The 22,368-nt window shown below is 69.5% G+C and carries 19 protein-coding genes and 1 pseudogene; 12 read left to right on the top strand and 8 right to left on the bottom strand.

Annotated elements, in window-relative coordinates; all coding sequences use genetic code 11:
* Positions 1-72: 72 nt before the first annotated feature.
* The gene (locus tag ACYVOK_RS20180) at positions 73-768 is read right to left on the bottom strand and encodes a DUF4191 domain-containing protein (RefSeq protein ID WP_460664024.1); all 696 of its coding nucleotides are present in this window, start codon (positions 766-768) and stop codon (positions 73-75) included.
* Between the two features lie 24 nt (positions 769-792).
* Positions 793-1,740 (bottom strand): lipoyl synthase, encoded by a 948-nt coding sequence (gene lipA, locus ACYVOK_RS20175; protein ID WP_460664023.1) that lies wholly within the window; start codon positions 1,738-1,740, stop codon positions 793-795.
* 57 nt (positions 1,741-1,797) lie between these two features.
* Between lipA and ACYVOK_RS20170 the strand changes: the two genes are divergently transcribed.
* The 8 genes from ACYVOK_RS20170 to ACYVOK_RS20135 all read left to right on the top strand — a co-directional run bounded on the left by ACYVOK_RS20170 (position 1,798) and on the right by ACYVOK_RS20135 (position 9,242).
* The gene (locus tag ACYVOK_RS20170) at positions 1,798-3,180 is read left to right on the top strand and encodes a sensor histidine kinase (protein WP_460664022.1); all 1,383 of its coding nucleotides are present in this window, start codon (positions 1,798-1,800) and stop codon (positions 3,178-3,180) included.
* Between the two features lie 21 nt (positions 3,181-3,201).
* Entirely contained in the window at positions 3,202-3,882 is a 681-nt protein-coding gene (locus tag ACYVOK_RS20165) for a response regulator (RefSeq protein WP_460664021.1), read from the top strand.
* 119 nt (positions 3,883-4,001) lie between these two features.
* Positions 4,002-4,739, top strand: a complete 738-nt coding sequence (locus tag ACYVOK_RS20160) for an SDR family oxidoreductase (RefSeq protein WP_460664020.1) — start codon at positions 4,002-4,004, stop codon at positions 4,737-4,739.
* A 40-nt stretch (positions 4,740-4,779) separates the two neighbouring features.
* Complete coding sequence (locus tag ACYVOK_RS20155; RefSeq protein ID WP_460664019.1) at positions 4,780-5,646, top strand: RNA polymerase sigma-70 factor; 867 nt, start codon at positions 4,780-4,782, stop codon at positions 5,644-5,646.
* A 53-nt stretch (positions 5,647-5,699) separates the two neighbouring features.
* Complete coding sequence (locus tag ACYVOK_RS20150; protein WP_460664018.1) at positions 5,700-5,990, top strand: hypothetical protein; 291 nt, start codon at positions 5,700-5,702, stop codon at positions 5,988-5,990.
* A gap of 126 nt (positions 5,991-6,116) precedes the next feature.
* Positions 6,117-6,998 (top strand): ABC transporter ATP-binding protein, encoded by an 882-nt coding sequence (locus ACYVOK_RS20145; RefSeq protein WP_460664017.1) that lies wholly within the window; start codon positions 6,117-6,119, stop codon positions 6,996-6,998.
* A complete protein-coding gene (locus tag ACYVOK_RS20140) occupies positions 6,995-8,167 on the top strand; it encodes an ABC transporter permease (RefSeq protein ID WP_460664016.1) in 1,173 nt (390 codons plus the stop codon). Before ACYVOK_RS20145 ends, ACYVOK_RS20140 begins: the two co-directional genes overlap by 4 nt.
* Before the next feature lie 109 nt (positions 8,168-8,276).
* Positions 8,277-9,242, top strand: coding sequence for a LysR family transcriptional regulator (locus tag ACYVOK_RS20135; RefSeq protein WP_460664015.1), 966 nt, complete (start codon positions 8,277-8,279; stop codon positions 9,240-9,242).
* 62 nt (positions 9,243-9,304) lie between these two features.
* Here the strand turns inward: ACYVOK_RS20135 and ACYVOK_RS20130 are convergent, their stop codons facing one another.
* From ACYVOK_RS20130 to ACYVOK_RS20120, 3 genes are all read right to left on the bottom strand, one after another.
* Positions 9,305-9,874, bottom strand: a complete 570-nt coding sequence (locus ACYVOK_RS20130) for a TetR/AcrR family transcriptional regulator (RefSeq protein ID WP_460664014.1) — start codon at positions 9,872-9,874, stop codon at positions 9,305-9,307.
* Positions 9,875-9,879: 5 nt separating this feature from the next.
* The gene (locus ACYVOK_RS20125; protein ID WP_460664513.1) at positions 9,880-11,424 is read right to left on the bottom strand and encodes an MFS transporter; all 1,545 of its coding nucleotides are present in this window, start codon (positions 11,422-11,424) and stop codon (positions 9,880-9,882) included.
* Between the two features lie 919 nt (positions 11,425-12,343).
* Positions 12,344-13,795 (bottom strand): MGR2/ROMO1 family protein, encoded by a 1,452-nt coding sequence (locus ACYVOK_RS20120; protein WP_460664013.1) that lies wholly within the window; start codon positions 13,793-13,795, stop codon positions 12,344-12,346.
* 94 nt (positions 13,796-13,889) lie between these two features.
* On the opposite strand from ACYVOK_RS20120, the gene ACYVOK_RS20115 reads away from it, so the two are divergent.
* The 3 genes and pseudogenes from ACYVOK_RS20115 to ACYVOK_RS20105 all read left to right on the top strand — a co-directional run bounded on the left by ACYVOK_RS20115 (position 13,890) and on the right by ACYVOK_RS20105 (position 16,589).
* Complete coding sequence (locus tag ACYVOK_RS20115; RefSeq protein ID WP_460664012.1) at positions 13,890-15,194, top strand: sulfatase-like hydrolase/transferase; 1,305 nt, start codon at positions 13,890-13,892, stop codon at positions 15,192-15,194.
* Positions 15,103-15,378, top strand: a pseudogene (locus ACYVOK_RS20110) (sulfatase-like hydrolase/transferase); the annotation flags it as partial. The gene ACYVOK_RS20115 and the pseudogene ACYVOK_RS20110, both read left to right, overlap by 92 nt.
* A gap of 86 nt (positions 15,379-15,464) precedes the next feature.
* Entirely contained in the window at positions 15,465-16,589 is a 1,125-nt protein-coding gene (locus ACYVOK_RS20105; protein ID WP_460664011.1) for a sulfatase family protein, read from the top strand.
* Positions 16,590-16,598: 9 nt separating this feature from the next.
* On the opposite strand, the gene lipB is transcribed toward ACYVOK_RS20105, so the two are convergent.
* Positions 16,599-17,312, bottom strand: a complete 714-nt coding sequence (lipB, locus tag ACYVOK_RS20100) for a lipoyl(octanoyl) transferase LipB (protein WP_460664010.1) — start codon at positions 17,310-17,312, stop codon at positions 16,599-16,601.
* 132 nt (positions 17,313-17,444) lie between these two features.
* Between lipB and ACYVOK_RS20095 the strand changes: the two genes are divergently transcribed.
* The gene (locus tag ACYVOK_RS20095) at positions 17,445-19,142 is read left to right on the top strand and encodes a protein kinase domain-containing protein (protein ID WP_460664009.1); all 1,698 of its coding nucleotides are present in this window, start codon (positions 17,445-17,447) and stop codon (positions 19,140-19,142) included.
* Positions 19,143-19,190: 48 nt separating this feature from the next.
* On the opposite strand, the gene ACYVOK_RS20090 is transcribed toward ACYVOK_RS20095, so the two are convergent.
* Positions 19,191-20,081: a TIGR01777 family oxidoreductase gene (locus tag ACYVOK_RS20090; RefSeq protein ID WP_460664008.1), complete on the bottom strand. Its 891-nt coding sequence runs from the start codon at positions 20,079-20,081 to the stop codon at positions 19,191-19,193.
* Between the two features lie 114 nt (positions 20,082-20,195).
* Positions 20,196-22,253 (bottom strand): 2-oxoglutarate dehydrogenase, E2 component, dihydrolipoamide succinyltransferase, encoded by a 2,058-nt coding sequence (sucB, locus tag ACYVOK_RS20085; RefSeq protein WP_460664007.1) that lies wholly within the window; start codon positions 22,251-22,253, stop codon positions 20,196-20,198.
* Positions 22,254-22,368: the final 115 nt, after the last annotated feature.

The following is a 22,368-nucleotide window of genomic DNA, read 5'->3' as shown; positions in this document are numbered from 1 at the left end:
GGACGCCGTGCGGCAGCAGCCGGTCCGGTCTTCCAGCCTGGTTGACGAGCGAGGACGAGCGGATTCGACCGGTCAGCGGCCCTTCATCGCCTGGCGGGCGCCCTTGAGGCTGGTCGGCACCGGGCCCTTCGGCATCGGCACCTGCGGGCGGACGGCGTCCAGCGCCTTCAGCCGCTGCAGCAGGTCGGTGATCTCGGACGGCTGCAGCGCGGCCGGCAGCTTCATCACGTGCTTGGTCAGCTTGCGGATGTCGACCTCGCCCTCGCCCGGACCGGCGATGATCTGGATCACCGGGGCGCCACCGGCCACCCGGCTGTGCTTCTTGACCTCGGCGGCGAGCAGGTTCTTCACCCGGCTCGGCTGGCCCTCGCCGACCAGCACGATGCCCGGCCGGCCGACCACCCGGTGCACGATGTCGGCGTTCTTGGTGACCGCGACCGCAGGCGTCACGTTCCAGCCGCGGCGCAGCGTCTGCAACGCGGACGCGGCGGCGCCGGCCTGGCCCTCGATCTGGCTGTACGCCGCCTTCTCCACCTTGCGGCCGAAGACGACGGTGGTGACCAGGAACGCGAGCGCCACACCCAGCGGGATCCAGACCAGCAGGGGGCCGACGAAGAACCCCAGCGCCACGAACACGGCGACGATGCCGAGGAAGATCCCGGCGAGCACCAGTCCGACGGTCGGGTCGGACTTCTTGGTCAGCTTGTACGCCGACCGGATCTGCTTGAGCCGGCTGGTCTTCTCGGCGGGCGCGTCGTTCTTGGCCATCTCTACCTTTGTCCGTTGGTTCCGCTATGCCTGGGTCGCCGCGGAGTTCCGCATCCGCGACTCCACAGCCTGACGGTACAGCCGACCGGCCCGGTACGACGAACGCACGAGCGGGCCGGACATCACTCCGGCGAACCCGATCGCCTCGGCCTCGGCCTGCAACTCGACGAACTCCTCCGGCCTGACCCACCGCTCGACCGGGTGGTGCCGCACCGAGGGGCGCAGGTACTGGGTGATGGTGACGATCTCGCAGCCGGCGTCGTGCAGGTCGCGCAGCGCCTGGCTGACCTCCTCGCGGGTCTCACCCATGCCGAGGATCAGGTTCGACTTGGTCACCAGGCCGTAGTCGCGGGCCTGGGTGATCACGTCCAGGGACCGCTCGTAGCGGAACCCGGGCCGGATCCGGCGGAAGATCCGCGGCACCGTCTCGACGTTGTGCGCGAACACCTCGGGCCGGGACGAGAACACCTCGGCCAGCTGCTCGGGGACGGCGTTGAAGTCGGGTGCCAGCATCTCGACGCCGGTCCCGGGATTGAGCTCGTGGATCTGGCGGATCGTCTCGGCGTACAGCCAGGCACCGCCGTCGTCCAGGTCGTCGCGGGCCACACCGGTCACGGTGGCGTAGCGCAGGCCCATGGTCCGGACCGACTCGGCGACCCGGCGCGGCTCGTCGCGGTCCAGCGCCTCCGGCTTGCCGGTGTCGATCTGGCAGAAGTCACAGCGCCGGGTGCACTGGTCGCCGCCGATCAGGAAGGTGGCCTCACGGTCTTCCCAGCACTCGAAAATGTTCGGACAACCGGCTTCTTGGCAGACCGTGTGCAGCTGCTCGGACTTCACCAGCTTCTGCAATGCCTGGTACTCCGGGCCCATCTTCGCCCGGGTCTTGATCCACTCGGGTTTGCGCTCGATCGGGGTCTCCGCGTTGCGCACCTCGAGCCTGAGCAGTTTCCGTCCTTCTGGGGCGATCGTCACGCCCTCCAGGGTACGCGTCCCCGAGACAGGAGCTATCAGCCCGTAGGCTGATGGACTATGTCAGCCACGGCCGAGTCCCCGGCGGAGCGTCGTACCGGGGAAGTGAAGGTGTCCGAACCGGGGACGCCGCCGGCGACCGGGACCACCGTGCGCGGCTGGATCCGGCCGGCGCCGACGGCCAAGGAGAAGAAGTACGACCTGCTGCTCGGGCTGGGGATGGCCGTCGCGGGAGTGATCGGCACCGAGCTGGCCCGCGGGGTGGCGCCGGACCCGGTCGATCTCGGCATCGGCGGGGTCGAGCCGTACGTGCTGAGTGCGGCCGTCGCGCTGCCGCTGTGCTTCCGCCGCCGCTGGCCGATCCCGATGCTGCTGGTGGTGTCGGTGTTGTTCGTGGTGACGGGGGAGCGGGCGACGTTCGCCTTCGCCAGCAACCTGGTCACCCAGGCCACGCAGTTCATGGCGATCTACGCGGCGGTCGCCTGGGCGCGGGACCGGCGGCTGATGAAGGCGACCGTGGGGGTGGTCTTCATCGGGATGTTCAGCTGGCTGGTGCTCGGCTTCGTCCGGGCGCTGCGCAACGACGAGATCAAGGGTGCCAACGACGCACTGCTGTCGCCGTACGTCTCCAGCGTGGTGCTCACCCTCGCCCTGAACGTCCTGTACTTCTTCGGTGCCTACTTCTGGGGACGTACGGCGTGGGGGACCGCGCGGCAGCGGTACGAGCTGGAGCAGCAGGCGGCCGAACTCGCCGCGCAGCAGGAGGCGAACGCCCGGCGCGCGGTGGTCGACGAGCGGCTGCGGATCTCCCGCGAGCTGCACGACGTCGTCGCCCACCACATCAGCAGCATCGGCGTTCAGGCCGGCGGCGCCCGCCGCGTGATGGACAGCGACCCGGACGCGGCCAAGAACGCGCTCAGCGTGATCGAGGACTCCAGCCGGACCGCCGTGAACGAGATGCGCCAGCTCCTCGGCATGCTCCGCGCGGCCGATCCGGACCTCGACGTCGACTCGCCGGCCACCAAGGCTCCGCAGGCCGGCGCCGACCGGCTGCCCGCGCTGATCGCGGACGTGAACGGCGAAGGTCTGTCGGTCGGCTTCCACCAGATCGGCCAGCCGGTCCCGCTGCCGGAGACGGTGTCGGTCTCGGTGTACCGGATCGCCCAGGAGGCACTCACCAACGTACGGCGCCACTCGACCGCCCGCAGTGCGCACATCACGCTGCGTTATCTCGACGACTCGGTCGAGCTGGAGGTGATCGACGACGGCCGGCCCAAGCACGCTCCGGTCGGGAGCCGGCTCGGTCACGTCGGCATCCGTGAGAGGGTCGGTCTGCTCGGCGGTGAGACCGAGATCGGACCCCGCCCGGTCGGCGGCTTCCGGGTCCGGGTCCGGATTCCGCTCGACCCGCAGAACCGCCCGCTGGCCAAGGAGACGCAGTGAACGAGCGAAGCGTGGACGCCGATGAGTGAGACCGCCGCCCCGATGCGGGTGCTGCTGGTGGACGACCAGGACCTGGTCCGGGCCGGGTTCCGGATGATCCTGTCGGTCGAACCCGACATCGAGGTCGTCGGCGAGGCCGCGGACGGCGAGAAGGCGATCGAACTCGCGCTGACGTTGCGGCCGGACGTCGTACTGATGGACGTGCAGATGCCCGGGATGGACGGGATAACCGCGACCCAGCGCATCGTCGCGGCAGACGCGGGCAAGGTCGTCATCCTGACCACGTTCGACCGGGACGACTACCTGTTCGAGTCGCTCGGCGCCGGGGCCAGCGGATTCCTGCTGAAGAACACCGCGCCGGAAGACCTCGTCGACGCGATCCAGGTGGTCCACTCCGGTCACGCGCTGCTCGCCCCCGAGGTGACCCGCCGCGTCATCAAACGGTTCACCGGCGGCGGCGAACGCGTCTACCGTCCCGACCTGCTCGCGGAGCTGACCGACCGCGAGCGCGAGGTCCTCGGCCTGATCGCCCGCGGTCTCACCAACACCGAGATCGCAAGCCAGCTGTACGTCGGCGAGGCCACCGTGAAGACCCACGTCTCGCGGGTCCTGCTCAAACTCGGCCTCCGCGACCGCGTCCAGGCCGTCGTCTTCGCCTACGAATGCGGACTGGTGACGCCCGGAGACGATCCGGCCGGCTGACGGCAGCCGGCGCGGCGACCGACGAGCAGATTGGCGGAACGGTCACAGGCGTGAGGGGTGTCCTGTCTTAGCTGGCGAAGGAGTGCGACCGGCGTACTCCAGGGCAGGAGAGGCCAACCATGAAGATCGTGGTCATCGGCGGGACCGGGCTGATTGGCTCGAAGACGGTACGGCGGCTGGAGGCGCACGGACACGAGGCCGTCGCGGCCGCTCCGAACACGGGGGTCAACTCATTGACCGGCGATGGCCTGGCCGAGGCGCTGGCCGGTGCCGCGGTGGTCGTCGACGTCTCGAACTCGCCGTCCTTCGAGGAGGCCGCGGTGATGAACTTCTTCACCACCTCCACGACGAACCTGCTGGCCGCCGAGGCCGAGGCGGGTGTCGGCCATCACGTGGCGTTGTCCGTCGTCGGTACCGAGCGGATGCGGACCAGCGCGTACTTCCGGGCCAAGATCGCGCAGGAGGAGCTGATCGAGCAGTCCGGCAGGCCCTACTCGATCCTGCACGCCACTCAGTTCTTCGAGTTCGTCAAGGCGATCGCGGACTTCGCCACGGACGAGAGCGGGCGGGTCCACATCGCGCCGGTGAGCTTCCAGCCGATGGCGAGCGACGACGTCGCCGACAACGTCGCCCGGGTCGCCGTCGGTGCGCCGCTGAACGGACGGACCGACATCGCCGGCCCGGACCGGTACCGGATGGACGAGTTCTTCCGGAAGGCTTGTCCCGAGCGTGATGTCGTCACCGACACGCACGCGATGTACTTCGGCAGCGAGCTGCTCGAGGAGAGCCTGGTCCCGATCGGCGAGGCGACGCTTGGCCGGATCCACTACGACGAATGGGCGGAGGGGCGGCCGTGAGCTCCGGCGACTTCCTGCACGGGTCCGACCGAGGGGTGAAGTGACGGACGATCTCGAAGAGGCGTTGCAGGTGTTCGCGCAGGTTCGCCCGCGCCTGTTCGGGATCGCCTACCGGATGCTGAGCAGTGCGACCGAGGCCGAGGACCTGGTCCAGGACGTGTGGCTGCGCTGGCAGGCCGCCGACCGCAGTACCGTCGCGAATCCGGCGGCGTACCTGGCGACCGCGACCACCCGGCTCGCGATCAACGTCGCCCAGTCGGCCCGGGTACGGCGGGAGACGTACATCGGCCCCTGGTTGCCAGAGCCGGTCGACACCAGCGCGGACCCACATCTCGGCGCCGAACGGGCCGAGGCGCTGGAGTTCGCCGTACTGATCCTGCTGGAGCGCCTGTCGCCGAACGAGCGGGCGGCGTACGTACTGCGCGAGGCGTTCGACTACCCGTACTCGCAGATCGCCGAGATCCTGCAGGTCAGCGAACCTGCGGTGCGGCAGCTGGTCAGCCGCAGTCGCAAGCGGGTCATCGGCGAGCGGCGTGCGCCGGTCAGCAGCGCTGAGCAGCGCAATCTCGTCAACGCGTTCGTCAGCGCAGCGAGGAAGGGCGACCTCGCTGCGCTGGAGTCGTTGTTCGCCGCGGACGTGACCAGCTACTCCGACGGCGGGGGCATGCGCGGTGCGTCAAAGATCCCGGTGCACGGCGCGCACACGGTGGCGAAGTACCTGCGGGCGTTCCACACCCGGTTCTGGCCCGGTGTCGACGTCGAGCCGGCGTCTGTCAACGGCCGGCCTGGTGCACTGCTGCGGCGGGATGGTCAGGTAGTCACTGTGCTGTCGCTGGACATCTCCACCGAGGGCATCGAGCAGATCCACTGGGTGATGAATCCGGCGAAGCTCGGGCGCGTCGGGTGATGCAAACCGTCGTACGACGCTTTGCCGCGGCCTGTGCGGCAGGGGATCAAGAGATGCTGCGGACCCTGCTCGCCGTCGACGTGGAGTTGGTGAGTGACGGCGGTGGTCAGGTGGTGACGCCACTCCACCCTCTCCACGGTGCCTCGGACGTCGCGCGGTACGTCGGCACTCTGCTCCCGGGCACCGAACTCACCCTCGAGCAGGTCAACGGCCGGCTAAGCATCGTGCTGCGCCGTTCCGGTCTGGCCACGGCAGTCATCGTCCTGGCCGCCGACGAGACGAGCGTCACCCGGGTCTGGCTCGTCCTCAATCCGGCCAAGCTCACCCGCTGGCACCGGGTCTGATCCGTCCTGCGGATGACGCGGTCGATCACCCTGGCGGACGACGTGTGCACAGGCTGGTCCTGACTAGCTTTGGTGATGACCGGGCGTGCGCCCGGCTGGGGGCCGAGGTGACAGGAACGGTGACGGATGCTGAGGGTGGCTGGGCTGACCCGGCGATTCGGCGAGCAACTCGCGCTGGACGACGTGACGTTCGACGTCGTACCAGGACGGATGACCGGATTCGTCGGTGCCAACGGGGCCGGTAAGACGACGACGATGCGGATCATCCTCGGCGTGCTCGCCGCGACCGCGGGCGAGGTGCGGTGGAAGGACGGGCCGCTGACCCAGGAGGTACGGCGGGACTTCGGTTACATGCCGGAGGAGCGCGGGCTGTACCCGAAGATGAAGATCCGCGACCAACTGGTGTTCTTCGGCCGGTTGCACGGCCTCGATCCGGACCGGGCCGCCGAGCGCACCGACAAGCTGCTCGAACGACTCGGGCTCGGCGAGCGGGCGACCGACGTACTGGAGACGCTGTCACTCGGGAACCAGCAGCGCGTGCAGATCGCCGCGGCGCTGGTGCACGAGCCCATCGCGCTGGTCCTGGACGAGCCGTTCAGCGGTCTCGACCCGCTCGCGGTCGACGCGATGGTCGACCTGCTCCGCGAGGAGGTCACGTCCGAGGTCCCGGTGCTGTTCTCCAGCCACCAGCTCGACCTGGTCGAGCGGCTCTGCGACGACCTCGTCGTACTCTCGCGCGGCAAAGTCGTTGCCGCAGGCCCGGTCGCCGAGCTGGCCGCCGGGCCGACGACGACCTACCGCCTGGTGGTGGACGGTGACGCGGGCTGGCTGCGCGACGTCCGTGGGATCCAGGTGCGCGACGTCGCCGGCGGTACTGCGCTTTTCGACGTCGAGGACGACGCGGCCGCGCAGCAGGCACTCCAGCAGGCGATCAGCCGCGGGCCGGTGCTCGAGTTCGGGCCGGAGCGGGTGGCACTCAGCGACGTCTTCCGGGAGGCGACCCGATGAACGACCGTTCCCTCGACCGACCCTGGCTGTTGATCGCCGAGCGCGAGGTCACCACCAAGCTGCGGGACAAGACCTTCCTCGGCTCGACCGTGGTGATGCTGTTCATCGTGCTCGCCGCGGTGGTCGTTCCGGCGGTGCTCGTCGGCAGCGGCGGCCCCGACAAGATCGCCGTGGTCGACGACGCCGGCGCCAGGGTCGTGCAGCAGGCGTCGGTGACCAAGGGCGGCGACGGCTACGAGGTGACCCGCGTGGCCGACCGCGCCGCGGCGGAGAGGCTGGTCACCGACGGCGAGGCGGATGCGGCGCTGCTGCCCGGCACCGACGGATACGTCGTCCTCGGCAACGACCGGGTCGACGCGAGCCTGGAGAGCGGACTGCGTGAGGCGGCGGTGAACCTCGGGATGGAGCAGAACGCGGCCCGTGCCGGTCTCACGCCCGAACAGTTGCGCGCCGGGACGAAGGTCGAGCTGGAGCTGTTGAAGCCCGGACCGCTGCCCGACATCGTGGCGCAGTTCGTCAACATCGGTCTGGCGCTGGTCTTCTACATGACCGCGCTCGGGTTCGGCATGATGATCGCGCAGAGCGTCGTCCAGGAGAAGGAGAGCCGGGTCGTCGAGATGCTCGCCGCCGCCGTGCCGATCCGCGCGTTGCTGTGGGGCAAGGTGCTCGGCAACACCGCGCTCGCCCTGATCCAGATCGTGGTGATCGCCGGCGCCTCGGTGATCGGCCTGGTCGCGACCGACCAGCTCGACATCCTGCAGGTGGTCGCGCCGGTGGCCGGCTGGTTCGTGGTGTTCTTCGTCCTCGGGTTCGTCGCGCTGGCCGGGCTGTGGGCGGTGGCCGGGTCGCTGGCCACCCGGCAGGAGGACCTCGGGTCGACCACGCTGCCGGGGCAGATGATCCTGATGATCCCGTTCTTCTTCTCGGTGTTCGCCGGGTCGTCGGCCAAGACGGTGGCATCGTTCGTGCCGGTCGCGTCGTCGATGGCGATGCCGGGGCGGATGCTGACCGGGGACGTGCCGATCTGGCAGCCGCTGCTCGCGATCGCGATCCTGCTCGTCGCAACGGTGCTGTTCGTCCGGCTCGGCGCCCGGCTCTACGAGCGCACGCTGCTCCAGACCGGCCGCCGCCTCGGCTACCGAGAGGCACTGGCCCTCGAAGCGTCCTGACCTATCGTCACAGCCGGGCCCGGTGTTACACGGTCGGGCCCGGCTGAGACGAAACCGCAACACTCGATAGCTGTCTGCTGTAGGTGGACCTGCACTACGGTCTCAACGCATGAACGTCGAGCTGCGCCACCTGCGGGTGGTGGTCCTGGTGGCTGAAGCGGGGTCCGTCGGACGGGCCGCCCGCTGGCTCAAGGTCAGCCAGCCGAGCCTCACCGCGCAGCTGAAGCGGATCGAGGCCGCGTTCGGCGGCGAGCTCTTCGAGCGCTCCCGCACCGGCGTCACCCCGACCGCACTCGGCCGGTACGCCGTCGATCGCGCCCGGGCGATCCTGGTCGACGTCGACCACCTGTCCGCGACCGTGTCCGCGATGACCGCGGTCGAGTCCAGCGCCGTACGGCTCGGCGGATTCCCCACCGCGCCGATGTCGGGTATCGCGTCGCGGCTGCGCGACCACGGCGAGATCGAGCAGGTGAGCATCGAGGTCGAGTGGTCCAGCAGCGTGCTTCTGCAGCAACTGGAGAGCGGCCGGCTCGATTTCGCACTGCTGCGGGAGTTCCCCGGCTTCGAGCTGCGGCTGCCCAGCGGTGTCGAGGCATGCACGGTCGTCGAGTCGGAATCGGCGTACGTCGTGATGGCCGCCGACCACCCGCTGGCGGTCGCGTCGCGGCACCGCGGCGAGATCGAGCTCTCGGCGTTGTCGGAGGAGGAGTGGATCGGCGAGCCGCCGGACGACAGCGGGTTCCACGTACTCTTCCGGGCCGCGTGTGAGCAGGCCGGTTTCCAGCCGAAGGTGGAGCACCACTCGGTGGACACCTCGGTGCTGATGGGGTTCGTGACGAGCGGTCAGGGGGTCGCGCTGATCTCGCCGACGTCGTACCGGATGCTCAGCAGCGACGTCACGACCCGGATGCTGGCGGGCGACCCGATCCGCCGGAAACTGCTGCTGGCGTGGAGTACGGACTCGCCGCGCGCGCAGATGGCGCCGGATGTGCGGCAGATGGCGATTGCGGCGTACGACGAAGCGTTCGCCGAACACGCCCGTCGCGGCCAGGTCCAGCGCATGCACGTCGCCTGACCGCTGCGGGATGCTCTCTCGTTCTTGTGGGGGCGGGACGCTCACTTGTCCGGCTAGTAGGGCTAGCGGGTTCTCGCCAGCGTCTTGCTGAGGACCGCCCGGATGTGGTCCGGGTCGGCCTCGCGGTCGTCGAGAAGGATCGCCGCGCACAACCCGTCGGTGAGGGCGACGAAGGCTTCTATCGCATCCTGGTCGTCGGTCTGTGTTCGGGCGAGTTCGGCGACGTTGTCGCGCCAACGTCGCGCTACCGGTCGCAGGGCGGGCCGGCGAGCCGCCAGGGTCGACAGCTCTCGTTCGGCGAGTGCGCGCTCACGGCCCGGGCCGGCCGATTCTGCGATGAGGCGGGCGAGGCCGCCGAGGGGGTCGTCCTCGGCGTCGATGAGCTGACGGATGCGGTGGGTGTACTCATCCGTGACGCTGGTCAGGGCGGCGACCAGAAGGTCGTCCAGGGTCGCGAAGTAGTAGAGAGTGAGGCTGGTGGTGATCCCGGCTTCCTTGGCGACGGTGCGGTGGGTGACACCAGTGGCGCCGTCGCGGCGGACGATCGCGAGCGTTGCCTCGATGATCTGGGCCCGGCGGCGTTGGCCCCGGAGTTTGCGCCCATCGACAGTGTCGTGTTCAGCCGCCGTCATCCTGTTCACCATTCGTCGCCGCTCCTGCTTGTCGAGGCTATCGGCTCGGCCTCACGGTCGGCGTCGCCGAGGGGGCGGAGGTGTCGCAGTGTCGTGAAGCAGGCAAGTGAAGCAGCCGCTATGGCGATGCCTGCTACCACGGCGGCGGTGTTGAGTCCGCTGGTGAACGCGGTTCGTGCGTCGTCGAGAGCCCAGGCCGGCAACTGGCTCGCGAGGGACGAGGCTCCGGCGAGACTGTCGCTGTAGGTATCGGCCGCGGAGGGGGACAGCCCGGACGGGACCTCGACCTTGCTGCGGTAGATCACGGTGGTGAGACTTCCCAGAACTGCAACCCCTGCCGCGATGCCAAGTTCTTGAACGGTCTCGGAGAGCGCGGCCGCTGATCCGGACTTCTCCGCTGGTGCCGCACCCACGATGATGTCGGTACCGAGCGCCGCGATGACCCCGAGGCCGAGGTAGACGAACGCGAATCCCGCGATCACGTTCAGCGTGCTGTCGGTCCCTGCCAGGGCGAGCAGGACGTATCCGGCCAGCGACAACGCCAAGGTGGCCGACATGACGACGCCCGGTGACACGCGACCGGCCATCACGGGCGCACCGATCGCCCCGATGAGCATGGCCAGTGCTGGCGGCCCCATCCACAAGCCAGCCGTCGTCGGCGAGAAGCCCTCGACGAGCTGCAGGTACTGGGTGACCAGGAACATCACTCCACCGAAACCGACCAGACCGATCAACAGTACGGACAGAGCCGCGGAGAAGGCCCGGCTGGTGAAGAGCTTCATGTCCAGCAGCGGCTCGCTGAGGCGCAACTGCCGACGCACGAACGCGACCGCGGCGCTACCGCCGACGACGACAGCGGCCAATGCCTGGACGTCGAGGCCGTGGGCGGCTGCATGCTTGATCGCGTAGATGATCGGCAGCATTGCCGCGAGGGACAATCCGACGCTCAGTAGGTCGGTACGACCGGCGGGGGTTCGATACTCCGGCAGCAGCGCCGGCGCACCGACCAGCACCAGCACAGCAACCGGCACGGCGATGAGGAAGGCTGCACCCCACCAGAAGCCGGCAACCAATGCCCCGCCCGCGACCGGGCCTGCTGCCATCCCGAGGGCGAACATCGTTGCCCAGACGCCGATCGCCAACGCCCGTTGCCGAACGTTGGTGAACATGTTGCTGATCAGCGACAGCGTCGAGGGCATGAGCGTTGCGCCGGCCACTCCGAGCAGTGCCCGCGCCACGATCAGCCAGAGGGGACTGGGAGCGAACGCCGCAAAAACGGAGGCCGCGGCGAATGCTGCCATCCCGATCATCAGCAAGCGGCGGCGTCCGATCCGGTCGCCCAATGTCCCCATCGTGATCAGGAAACCCGCGATGAAGAACCCGTAGGCATCCATGATCCACAGCGTCTCTGTCGCGGTCGGATTCAGGTCCGCGGCCAGGCTCGGAACGACAAGGTAGAGCGCCGTCACATCAAGCCCCAACACCATCGTCGGCAGCGCCAACAGCCCAAGACCACTCCACTCCCGCCACCCAGCCCGCGCCTGCCCCATGGTCACCCTCGCCACCACTAGTTGAACTAACGTACTACTTGTACCATAGTTCAACCTCTGGCAAGCACGAATCCCTCGGCCGTGGAATGCCGACGGCGACCGTTGGAGAGGTGAGAACCCAACCGATCCCTCACCCCACAGCCGAGGTGCGCATCTCCCGCGCCCGCACGCGCCGAAGCGCGTCAACCGGTGGCGTCGTACGGCGAGCTCGGCTTGCCGGATCGCTCCGGGACTCCACGTCGCAGCCCGACCACGATCCCCAAGGTGGGTCAACCGGTGGCGTCGTACGGCGAGCTCGGCTTGCCGGATCGCTCCGGGACTCCACGTCGCAGCCCGGCCACGACCCCTAGGTGGGTCGACCGGTGGCGTCGTACGGCGAGCTCGGCTTGCCGGATCGGCCCGGGACTCCACGTCGCAGCCCGGCCACGACCCCTAGGTGGGTCGACCGGTGGCGTCGTACGGCGAGCTCGGCTTGCCGGATCGGCCCGGGACTCCACACCGCAGCCCGACCACGACACGCATGTGGATGATCGAGACCTGGCGTCGCGAGGCGATGTGGTCAGCCCGCGCGCCGCTCACGAGCCGGCCGAGGAGGGATCGGGAATGCGGCGCCCCGTCGCACGTCACCCCACCCGGCTCGGACCCGGGAGGCAGCGATTCCGCACGTTCGGCGATGAGCCTGACACCGTCAACTGGAGCGGTCTGCTCGCCACGCTGAAGGTCCGCGCGGTTAACGACCCCGGTCCTCGATCCCAACGGCGAATGCAACCGAGCGCCGCGCGACCCGCCGGCGTGCCGGGTCGACCTACTGGTGCTGGCAGCCGGTGGCATCTCGGGCCCGCGGGCTGCCGGTGGCATCTCGGGCCCGCGGGGGCTGGGCGCCGGCTTCACCGACGCCCAGCCCTCTTACATCCAGGTTTCAGGCTCCGGCTGGGCGGATGCTCATGTTCGGGGTCTCGAACGCGCTGAGGTAGAACTCCCCGGTGTCCTCCGGATCATCCATCCGCTCCCGGTACTGCTGCCCCACCTGCTCCTTCACCTGAGGCCCAGCCGCCGCCTCAACATCACTCTTCTTGCCCCGCTCCTCCTGCGAAGCCCCAGCCACCTGCCTAGCTCCATCCCCCTCGGCGGGCGCCACCACAGTCGGCTCATCGCCCGCCTGCATGCGGGGTCGCTCCGGCGCGCCCGACTCCTGCGGCTTCGCCGGCTGCTGCGGCTCCGCCGCGGTGCCTGGTGCGACAACCGTCGGCTCATCGCCCGCTGGGGCGTTCGGCTCCTGGGCCTTGGCGACTGGCGGGGACTGCTCCGGCTTCTCTTGCTGCGGCGTGGGCGCCGCGACCGTCTCGTCGTCCGCCGTTGTTGGCGGGGTGGTCGGCGTGGTTGTGGTGGGCTGGGCGGCTGGGGTGGGGGGTGTTGCCGGCTGGTTGGCCGGCGCGATTGGAGCGGTGACGGTTGGGTGGTCGTCCGCGTCGGAGGCTGGCTGGGGCGACTTGGCTACCGGCTGCTGGTCCTGGTTCGGTGCTTCGGGGGTCGGGGGAGTGGATTCGCCGACCGGGACCTGCGTCGTCTCGTCGCGATCCGCCGGCACCTGCGTCGTCTCGTCGCGATCCGCCGGCACCTGCGTGGTCTCGTCGCGATCCGGCGCCTGGGTGGTTTCGCGGTTCGTGGGGACGGCGACCGTCTCGTCGGGGGTGTCGTTGCCTCGGGCATCGACATCGGGGAGCTGCGCCGTCTGCTCCGGCGCGTTGACCGGGAGCTGTCGGGTCTGCTCCTCCGCCTGACTCCGCGGCCGGACCGGCTCCGGGTCCGGGTCCTCGTCGAACAGATCGTCGTACCGGCTGCTGTTCCCGCCGTACCCGGCGCCCGCGGCCGGATAGGTGCTCCCGGCAACCGGGTAGAGTGCCGCCGCCTCCGCCTCCTGCTGCGCCTGCGCGGCCTCCTGCTCACGCTGCAGCCGCTCGGCCTCCGCCCGCTCCCGCCGCCGGCGCTGCACACTGCGCACGATCAACTGGATCGCGTAGACCAGCGAGATCACCGTGAGGATCGGTACGACGCCGTTCAGCGTGTACTGCCTGGACCCCTCGATCATCCCGGTGGTCACACCGGGGACGTCGTTGAGGAAGTTCGTGGTCCGGTTCGGGATCCAGTGCCAGCAGTAGATCAGCGTGCCGAACGCCACGAACGCGCCCAGCGCACCGGCACCGGAGAAGTACGACACCACGGTCCAGAAGATCAGCGCGCCGATGCCGAAGGCAAGCGCCATCTCCTTCGCATTCAGCTCGATCCCGCCAGGCGCCGTCAGGACCCCGAACACCGCCGGCCCGGCCAGCGCGACCGCCGCCCCGAGCAAGAACCCAAGAAATTTGGACACACCACCACGGTAGCGACGTTTTGCCGTCACGCCCCGCAGACACTTCGCAACCGCGCGCAGGCAAGCGTTTCCTGCGGTCATAGGGTGGTACGTCGTGGAGCGGTCGAACATCGTGGTGATCCTGTCCGACGAGCACACCGGATCCGCCGCGGGTTGGGGCGGTCACCCACGGATACGGACGCCGAACCTCGACCGCCTGGCCGCGCAGAGCCTCACATTCGACCACGCCTACACCAACAGTCCGATGTGCGTCCCGTCGCGGCTGTCACTGATGGCCGGCCGGTACGTGCACCAGATCGGGGCCTGGGACAACGGTGTCATCCCGGGTCCGGACTTCCGCTCGTGGGGACATCACCTCACCGACTATCAGACGGTGATCGCCGGGCGTACCCACTTCAACGGCCCGGACCGCCTGCTCGGCTTCGACCGGCGGCTGACCGACGACCTCGACTTCTGGCTCGACCACAGCGGCCGTCCACCTCGTCGTACGACGGACTGGCAACGACCCACCAACTCGCACGTCACCGAGTACGGCGCCGGCGACCACGTCCACACGCGTCACGACGTCGCGGCCACGGACGCCGCTCTCGAGTTCCTCCGCGATCCCGGCCCGGAGCCGTTCCTGCTCTACGTCGGGTACATGCATCCGCACTTCCCGTTGGTCGCCCCGCCGGAGTTCCGCGCGCTCTACGATCCGGCCGACGTGGAACTGCCGCCGACCTGGAACGAGCCGGCCGCGGCGCAGCATCCGGTGATCTCGCTGCTGCGGCACGGATTTCGCAACGACGAGCCGCTCACGGAGGAACAGGTCCGGGAGGCAACGGTCTGCTACTGGGCGCTGATCAGCCACCTCGACCATCAGATCGGCCGGCTGTTGTCGGGAATCCCCGACAACACGGTTGTCATCTACACCAGCGACCACGGCGAGATGGCCGGCCACCACGGCATCTGGCAGAAACAGTGCTTCTACGAACCGGCCGTCCACATCCCGCTGCTGCTCCGCCACCCGTCCCTCGCTCCGGCCCGAATCACGGCGAACGTCAGTCTGATCGACGTACTCCCGACCCTCCGAGACCTCGCCGGCCTTCCGGCGGATCCGACGCTCCCGGGGCACAGCCTGCTCGATCCGGTCGACCGGCCGGTTCTGTCCGAGTACCACGCTCAGGGGATGCCCGACGCGGGGTATCTGCTCAAGTCCGGGTCCTGGAAGTACAGCTACTACGGTCCGGCGCATCCACCTCAGCTGTTCAACCTCGAGACGGACCCCGACGAACTGCATGACCTGTCCGGTGACCGGGAAAGAGTGAGTGAGCTGGAGGCGGAGCTCAGGTCGATCCTGGATCCGGTCCGGACCGACGTACAGGCGAAGAGCGACCAGGCCGCGCGTGCGGCGCGTTGACGAGAGGATCCGAGTGACTGCCCCCAACATCCTGCTGATCGTGTCCGACGACCACGGGTACGCCGATCGCGGCGTGCTCGGCGTGCATCCTGACGTGCGCACGCCTGCTTTGGACCAGCTTGCGGAGGAGGGTGTGACCTGCACCGACGCGTATGTCACCGCGCCGATCTGCAGTCCGTCGCGCGCGGCGATCATCTCCGGGCGATACCGCAGCGGTGGGGCGGTCAGTGGTTCGACTCCGCCGCTTTCCCGCCGGACGACGTACCGACCTTGGCGGAGATTCTGCGGGGTCAGGGGTATCGGACCGGGTACTTCGGCAAGGTGCACTACGGGTCCGAGTCTGTCGGTGATCGCGCCTGTCCACCGCACCACGGGTTCGAGGAGACGCTGTACGGGTTGGCCGGGCAGTCCTTCGGCCGGCTGAACTACCTGCATCACTCGGACGCGGCTGTGGCGTCGTACGGGCCGTCGGCGGCCCACCGGATGGCAGTGCAACCCTTGCTGAGTGGCGACGAGCCGGTGGAACACGAGGGGTTCCTCACCGCCGAGCTGGGCCGGCGGGCGGGCGAGTTCATCACGACGGAGGACGACCGGCCGTACTTCTGCATGCTGGCGTTCAACGCGGTGCACAACTTCTGCTGGCAGTTGCCGGAGTCGGAGTTGGCCGCCCGCGAGCTGCCCGAGTTTCGCGACTGGACGCCGGACGTCGACGACTCGTTCATCGAGTGGTACGACGACGTGATCGTGCCGAACCTGCCACACGGCCGGGAGTACTACCTCGCGCAGCTCGAACTGATGGACGCCGAGATCGGCCGGTTGCTGCGACTCGTCGACGACAACACGATCGTCGTCTACCTCACCGACAACGGCGGATCCACCTGCAACTTCGGCGACAACACGCCGTTGCGCGGCACGAAGTACACGGTGTGGGACGGCGGCATCAGGGTCCCGATGATCTGGCGATGGCCGTCGCGGCTGCCTGCCGGACGTCGTACCGGGGCGTTGGTCAGCTCGCTCGACCTCGTGCCCACCCTGGCCGCGGCGGCCGGCGCCCCGGTGGATGGTGCGGACGGGATCGACATCCTGCCGGTGCTGGCCGGGGACACGGACGTCGCCCACGATGCGCTGCACTGGGACTGCGAGTTCCAGTGGGCCGTCAGATCCGGAAACTGGAAACTCAGCTGGGTCGGTGACTCACCGCAGGTGGACCACCTACGCGCCTATGAACATGCGCCCATGGGCAACGGCTGGTTCCTGGCCGACCTGTCGACCGACATCGCCGAACACCACAACCGCCTGTCCGAGGACCCGGCAACGGCCTCGCAGCTCCACGCGCTTCACCAAGCGTGGCGGACCGAGGTAGGCCTTCCGCCCCTCCCACAACCGCCGCTGTGAGCGCAGGCCTCAGACGGTCAACCCGTAAGTGATTGCCGTCGGGGCCTCCTCTTGACCGATGTCCGGCGACCGCTCGTAGTCCTCCCACGCCAGCATCTTCGTCAGATGCCGTCGGACCGGCTCCAGCACCTCCGTCACGGTCACGTCGCGCCCGAGTTCCGTCGAGAGCGTGGTCACGTCGGCGTCCGAGATCCCGCACGGCACGATCCGGTCGAACCAGCTCAGGTCGTTGTCACAGTTCAGCGCGAACCCGTGCATCGTCACGCCTTGGGCGACCCGGATCCCGATCGCCGCGATCTTCCGCTCCCGGCCGCGATCATCCGCCGCGACCCACACCCCGCTGCGTCCCTTGACCCGCCCGGTCTTCACCCCGAACTCGGCACAGACCGCGATCAGCGCCTCCTCCAGGCGCCGTACGTAGTCCACGACGTACACATGGGAGGCGAGTTTCACGATCGGATAGCCGACCAACTGGCCCGGTCCGTGCCAGGTGATCTTGCCGCCGCGGTCGACGTCCACCACCGGCGTCCCGTCGACGGGCCGCTCCTGCGGCTCCGTCCGCTTGCCCGCCGTGTACACCGGTGGGTGCTCGAGCAGGATGACGGTGTCCGCTCCGGTGCCTTCGGCAACTTCGGCGTGCAGGCGCCGCTGCTCGGCCCACGCGGTCTCGTAGTCCACCGCGTCGGCACCGAAGCCGGCCTCCACAAACTTGATCTCCCTCACGCCGTCGAGTGTATGCGGCCGGTTCAGTTGCCGTACGCCGCCGTCCACAGGCGACCGTCGTACGGCGCTCTGCCCCGGGGCCCTGTGGATAACTTCCGGGGCGGTGGCGGCGATTCGTGCACTCTCTAGGGCATGGCACTCGACGACATCGCCGGCTTCAGCCTCCGCCGGAAGCTCGGGTCCGGATCGGCCGGCACCGTCTGGCTCGTTCGCGACCGCGCTTCCGGCCGCAACGCCGTGCTCAAACGCGTCCCGACCACTGCGATCACCCACCCGGAGGAGTTCCGTGAAAGCCTCGTCATCCTGCAACGCATCGACCACCCGCATCTCGCGCGCCTCCACGAGGTCCGCGAAACCGGCGTCGAGTGGCTCCTGTTCAGCCAGTACGTCGTGGCCGGCACGCTCAGCGCACTACTCCATCGTCGCGGGCCGCTGACCGACGGCGAGCTCGTCACGCTGCTGAGCCCCCTCGCCGAGGCCCTCGACTACCTCCATCGCAGCGGCCTCACCCACGGCGGCGTGACCGCGGACAACATCCTGTTCGACGCCGATGGCCGCCCGGTCCTGACAGATGCCGCGCTCCACAGATCCTCACCGACCCAGGACCTGACCTCCTTGGCGGCAGTCGCCCGCCAATCAGGCGGCGACCCAGCCGTCTACACACCCGACCTCTTCGCCGACCCCCGCAACCTCCTGACCATCGCGACCCCGATCCCCGTCAACCTCGCCTTCATCAGCGACCCGACGACGCCGTCAACGCCTCCTCCACTCCCGAAGCCGGCACCCACAGACGACCCCGTCCAGCGCTCCCGCGGCCCGCTGACCCCTCGTCCACAGACCCAATCACCCCCACCTACTGAGTCGATGTCCCCACCTCAACCACCTCTACCCAAACCCGTCCGTCCCGCCACCAAGCCCACCCGCCGCAAGGCAGTCCTCCCCAGACTCACCCGCCGCACCAGCACGCCCGCACCCAACCCGCTGGCCCGCCTGACCACGGGGTCTCCCGGCGCTGCCATCAGCGCCACTGAGACTCCTGGCGATGCCGGCACGACAACCAGCGCTGTCTGGGGAGGCGGGCTCGACCAGATGGCTGCCGGACCATCGCGTGCCGGCCGACGTCGGACACGCCGTCGTACCTGGCGCCGCAGGCGGTTCAGGCGTACCGCGACCACCGCAGCGGTCGACGGCGGGCGTCGGCTCGGTTTAGGTCACCCGGCGTACGGCGTGCTGGGTGCCGTCGGACTCGGGGCGGCGGTCGTGCTCGTCCTGGGCTTGGTCACCGTCGGCATCCTGGACAACCCGGCCGGCTCGGCGGCAGCCGCCGACCGTGCCACCCCAGGAGCGTCCCCATCAACGACCTCACCAGCTGCGACAGCGCCTCCACCGCGACCGACAACTCATGCGCCGCGACCAACAACTCATGCGCCGCGCAACGACGCAGCGAAGTGGACCCGAATGCTCCAAGCCCTCGACACCCAACGCGCACAAGCCTTCTGGACCCTCGACCTGGCCTTACTCGACACCGTCTACGTCCCCGGCTCCCGACCCTGGGCAGCCGACCGCGCACTGCTCACCAGCTACCGCCAACACAAAGTCCGAGTCCGCGGCCTGCACATCCGTATCGACCGAACCACCGTCGAACACCAAACCCCGACAACCGTCGTCCTACGCACCACCGACCACCTGACAGCCGGCCAGGCCATCACCCACACCGGAACCACAACCCCACTCCCACCCGGTACACCCACCACCCGACGAATCACCCTCACCACAACCACGACCACCCCTGTCCCCAGCTGGCGAATCAGCGCCGTGACCACGGCCTGAAACACGGACAAGCCCCAGCGGGCCGGTGCAACGTCGGAGGGCAGGTGGTCAGGAGGAGAGGGCGGCAGAGATGGCTGACCGGACCGTGGGGTGGTGGAAGGTGAAGTCGGTGGATTGGAGGCGGGTGGGAAGGGCTCGTTTGCTGCCGAGGAGTTCCCAGGCGAATTCGCCGAGGACCGTCTTCATCAAGAAGGCAGGGACGGGGATGAGGGCAGGGCGGTGGAGCGCGGTCGCCAGGACCTCGGTGAACTCCCGGTTGGTGGTCGGCGTGGGGAGGGTGACGTTGACCGGGCCGCTGAGGGTGTCGTTCTCGGCGACATGCCGGACGGCTCGGAGCCAGTCGGTGAGGGAGACGACCGGGAAGTACTGCGTTCCCGAGCCGAGGCGCCCGCCCAGTCCCAGGCGGAAAGGAAGGGAGAGGAGTTGAAAGGCAGGAGCTCTGCGATCCAGGACCACGCCGGTGCGCAGGGCTGCCACCCGGCTGCCGGCGGCGCGGGCGGGTTCGAGGGAGCCTTCCCAGATACGGACGACGTCGGCGAGGAAACCGTCGCCGAGTTCGGAGTCCTCGGTGAGGATGCGATCGCCACGGTCGAGGCCGTAGCCGCCGATCCCGCTCTGCGTGATGAGGACGGGAGGCCGGTCGAGTTGTGCCGCGGCGGCGGCCAACGTGGACGTGGTACTGACGCGGCTCTCGCGGAGGACGCTTCGGTACGTCGGCGTCCACGGTCGGCCGATGTTGGCGCCCGCCAGGTTGACCACGACGTCCGGGTCGCCGAGCGCGGCCGGGTCGAGGTCTCCACGGGCCGGGTCCCAGCGGACCTCGTCCGTCTGGGTGGGCGTACGACGTACCAGCCGGAGGACCTCGTGGCCGTCGGAGGCGAGGTCGCGGGCGAGCGCCGTACCCAGGAAGCCGGAGGCGCCGGCCAGCACGTACTTCATCCTGCTTGCTCCTTCAGGACGTCCTGCCACGGCAGTACCCGGGCGAGAACCGCGAACGAGAACGGCGCCGGGTCCGCCCAGAAGTGTGGACGGACGCCGGCGCCGGACAGCGGATCAGACGTCGAACTGGGCCTCTTCGAGGCGCTGCTTGACGGCGGTCAGGTAGCGGGCGGCGTCGGCGCCGTCCACCAGGCGGTGGTCGTAGGTCAGGGCCAGGTAGACCATCTGCCGGATCGCGATCGTCTCGCCCAACTCGGGGTGGGTGATGACGACCGGGCGCTTGACCACGGCACCGGTGCCGAGCATGCCGACCTGCGGCTGGTTCAGGATCGGCGTGTCGAACAGGGCGCCGCGGCTGCCGGTGTTCGTGATGGTGAAGGTACCGCCGGCCATCTCGTCCGGCAGCACCTTGTTGTTGCGGGTGCGGTCGGCGAGGTCGGCGATCTTCTTCGCCAGGCCCGCGATGTTCAGGTCACCGGCGTTGTGGACGACGGGGACCATCAGGCCCTTCTCCACGTCCACGGCGATGCCCAGGTGCTCGGCGGCGTGGTACGTGATCTCGCCCTTCTCCTCGTCGATCGAGGCGTTGAGCTTCGGGTACTGCTTCAGCGCGTCCACCGCGGCCAGCGCGAAGAACGGCAGGAAGGACAGCTTGACGCCCTCGCGGGCCTCGAACTCGGCCTTCTTCGCGTTCCGCAGCTTGGCGATCTCGGTGACGTCGACCTCGACCACTGTGGTCAGCTGGGCCGAGACCTTCAGCGAGTTGACCATGTGGGTCGCGATCGCCTTGCGGATCCGGCTCATCTTCTCGGTGGTGCCGCGCAGCGGGCTGACCGTCGCCGGCTTGGCGGCGGCCGGTGCGGAGTCGGCAGCCGGAGCCGCGGCCGGAGCAGCCGCGGCGGCCTTCCTGGCCTCTGCAGCGGCGATGACGTCCTGCTTGCGGATGCGGCCGCCGACGCCGGTGCCCTGTACGGCGTTCAGGTCGACGTCGTGCTCGGCGGCGAGCTTGCGGACCAGCGGGGTGACGTAGTTCGGGCCCTCGGAGGACGAGCCGTTCGGGGAGGCCGCGGGCGCCGGAGCGGTCGCGGTGGCCTGGGCCGAGGCGGTCGAAGCGGAGGCGGCAGGAGCCTGCGCGGGTGCCTGGGCGGCGGGCGCGGCCTGCGGAGTCGGAGCCTGAGCCGGCGGCTGGGCGGCCGGAGCCTGGGTGGGTGCCTGCGCCGCGGGGGCCTGGGCCGGCGCGGGAGCAGCGGCCTGCGCGGCCGGAGCCTGGGCAGAAGGCTGAGCGGCCGGGGCCTGGGCAGAAGGCTGAGCGGCGGGAGCCTGTTCCGGGGCCTCGGGCTGGGCGGCGGAGGCCGAGTCGGCCGGGGCGGAGGATGAGGCCGGGGCGGCGTCGCCCGAGCCGACGATGGCGAGTTCGGCGCCGACCTCGACGGTCTCGTCCTCGGCGACCTTGATCTCCAGCAGCTTGCCGGCGACCGGCGACGGGATCTCGGTGTCGACCTTGTCGGTGGAGACCTCGAGCAGCGGCTCGTCCACGGCCACGTCGTCGCCGACCTGCTTCAACCAGCGGGTGACCGTACCTTCGGTGACGCTCTCACCCAGCGCCGGCAGGGTGACCGGCGTACCGGATGCGGCGCCGGAGCCGCCGGAGGACTGGTTGTCGGCGGCGGCGGGTGCCGATGCGGCCGGAGAGGCCGAGGGGGCCGAAGACGAGTCGGGCGAGGCCTGCGACGAGTCGGGCGCCTGCGCGGCGGGGGCCTGCGAGGAAGCCTGGTCGGCGCCGGCCTGGGACGCGGCGGGGGCCTGCTCGGCCTGCTCGGCTGGGCCCTGCGAGGACTGATCGGCGGGTGCCTGCGAGGACTGCTCGGCCGCGGCCTGCGACGAGGCGGACTGGTCGGCGGAGGCGCCCTGGGTGGCGGAGCCGGAGCTTTCGCCGGCGTCGCCGATGACGGCTAGTTCGGCGCCGACCTCGACGGTCTCGTCCTCGGCGGCCTTGATCTCGAGCAGGGTTCCGGCCACCGGCGACGGGATCTCGGTGTCGACCTTGTCGGTCGAGACCTCCAGCAGGGGCTCGTCGACGGCAACCGTGTCGCCGACCTGCTTGAGCCAGCGGGTGACGGTTCCTTCGGTGACGCTCTCCCCGAGGGCCGGCAGGGATACAGAGGTCGGCATGACGGTCGTTGCTCCTTCGTCTGATCGGTCGAGGTCAGCCTACGGTGCCGCCGGAGCGAGCATGACGGGGGTCGAGCGGCCCGTCCCGGCGAACTCAAACCTACTCGGGCGGGCC

This window comes from Kribbella swartbergensis (assembly GCF_054784135.1).
The sequence above is the reverse complement of the archived record's forward strand: the minus strand, read 5'-3'. Positions and strand labels throughout refer to the sequence as shown.

Excerpts from the sequence above, each read along its gene's own strand:
- ACYVOK_RS20150 (WP_460664018.1), top strand. The coding sequence starts at position 5,700 with ATGCTGCGGACCCTGCTCGCCGTCGACGTGGAGTTGGTGAGTGACGGC.
- ACYVOK_RS20140 (WP_460664016.1), top strand. The coding sequence starts at position 6,995 with ATGAACGACCGTTCCCTCGACCGACCCTGGCTGTTGATCGCCGAGCGC.
- ACYVOK_RS20125 (WP_460664513.1), bottom strand. The coding sequence starts at position 11,424 with ATGGGGCAGGCGCGGGCTGGGTGGCGGGAGTGGAGTGGTCTTGGGCTG.
- ACYVOK_RS20090 (WP_460664008.1), bottom strand. The coding sequence starts at position 20,081 with ATGAAGTACGTGCTGGCCGGCGCCTCCGGCTTCCTGGGTACGGCGCTC.
- ACYVOK_RS20095 (WP_460664009.1), top strand. The coding sequence starts at position 17,445 with ATGGCACTCGACGACATCGCCGGCTTCAGCCTCCGCCGGAAGCTCGGG.
- ACYVOK_RS20160 (WP_460664020.1), top strand. The coding sequence starts at position 4,002 with ATGAAGATCGTGGTCATCGGCGGGACCGGGCTGATTGGCTCGAAGACG.
- ACYVOK_RS20130 (WP_460664014.1), bottom strand. The coding sequence starts at position 9,874 with ATGACGGCGGCTGAACACGACACTGTCGATGGGCGCAAACTCCGGGGC.
- ACYVOK_RS20165 (WP_460664021.1), top strand. The coding sequence starts at position 3,202 with ATGAGTGAGACCGCCGCCCCGATGCGGGTGCTGCTGGTGGACGACCAG.
- ACYVOK_RS20135 (WP_460664015.1), top strand. The coding sequence starts at position 8,277 with ATGAACGTCGAGCTGCGCCACCTGCGGGTGGTGGTCCTGGTGGCTGAA.
- ACYVOK_RS20170 (WP_460664022.1), top strand. The coding sequence starts at position 1,798 with ATGTCAGCCACGGCCGAGTCCCCGGCGGAGCGTCGTACCGGGGAAGTG.
- sucB (WP_460664007.1), bottom strand. The coding sequence starts at position 22,253 with ATGCCGACCTCTGTATCCCTGCCGGCCCTCGGGGAGAGCGTCACCGAA.
- ACYVOK_RS20145 (WP_460664017.1), top strand. The coding sequence starts at position 6,117 with ATGCTGAGGGTGGCTGGGCTGACCCGGCGATTCGGCGAGCAACTCGCG.
- ACYVOK_RS20180 (WP_460664024.1), bottom strand. The coding sequence starts at position 768 with ATGGCCAAGAACGACGCGCCCGCCGAGAAGACCAGCCGGCTCAAGCAG.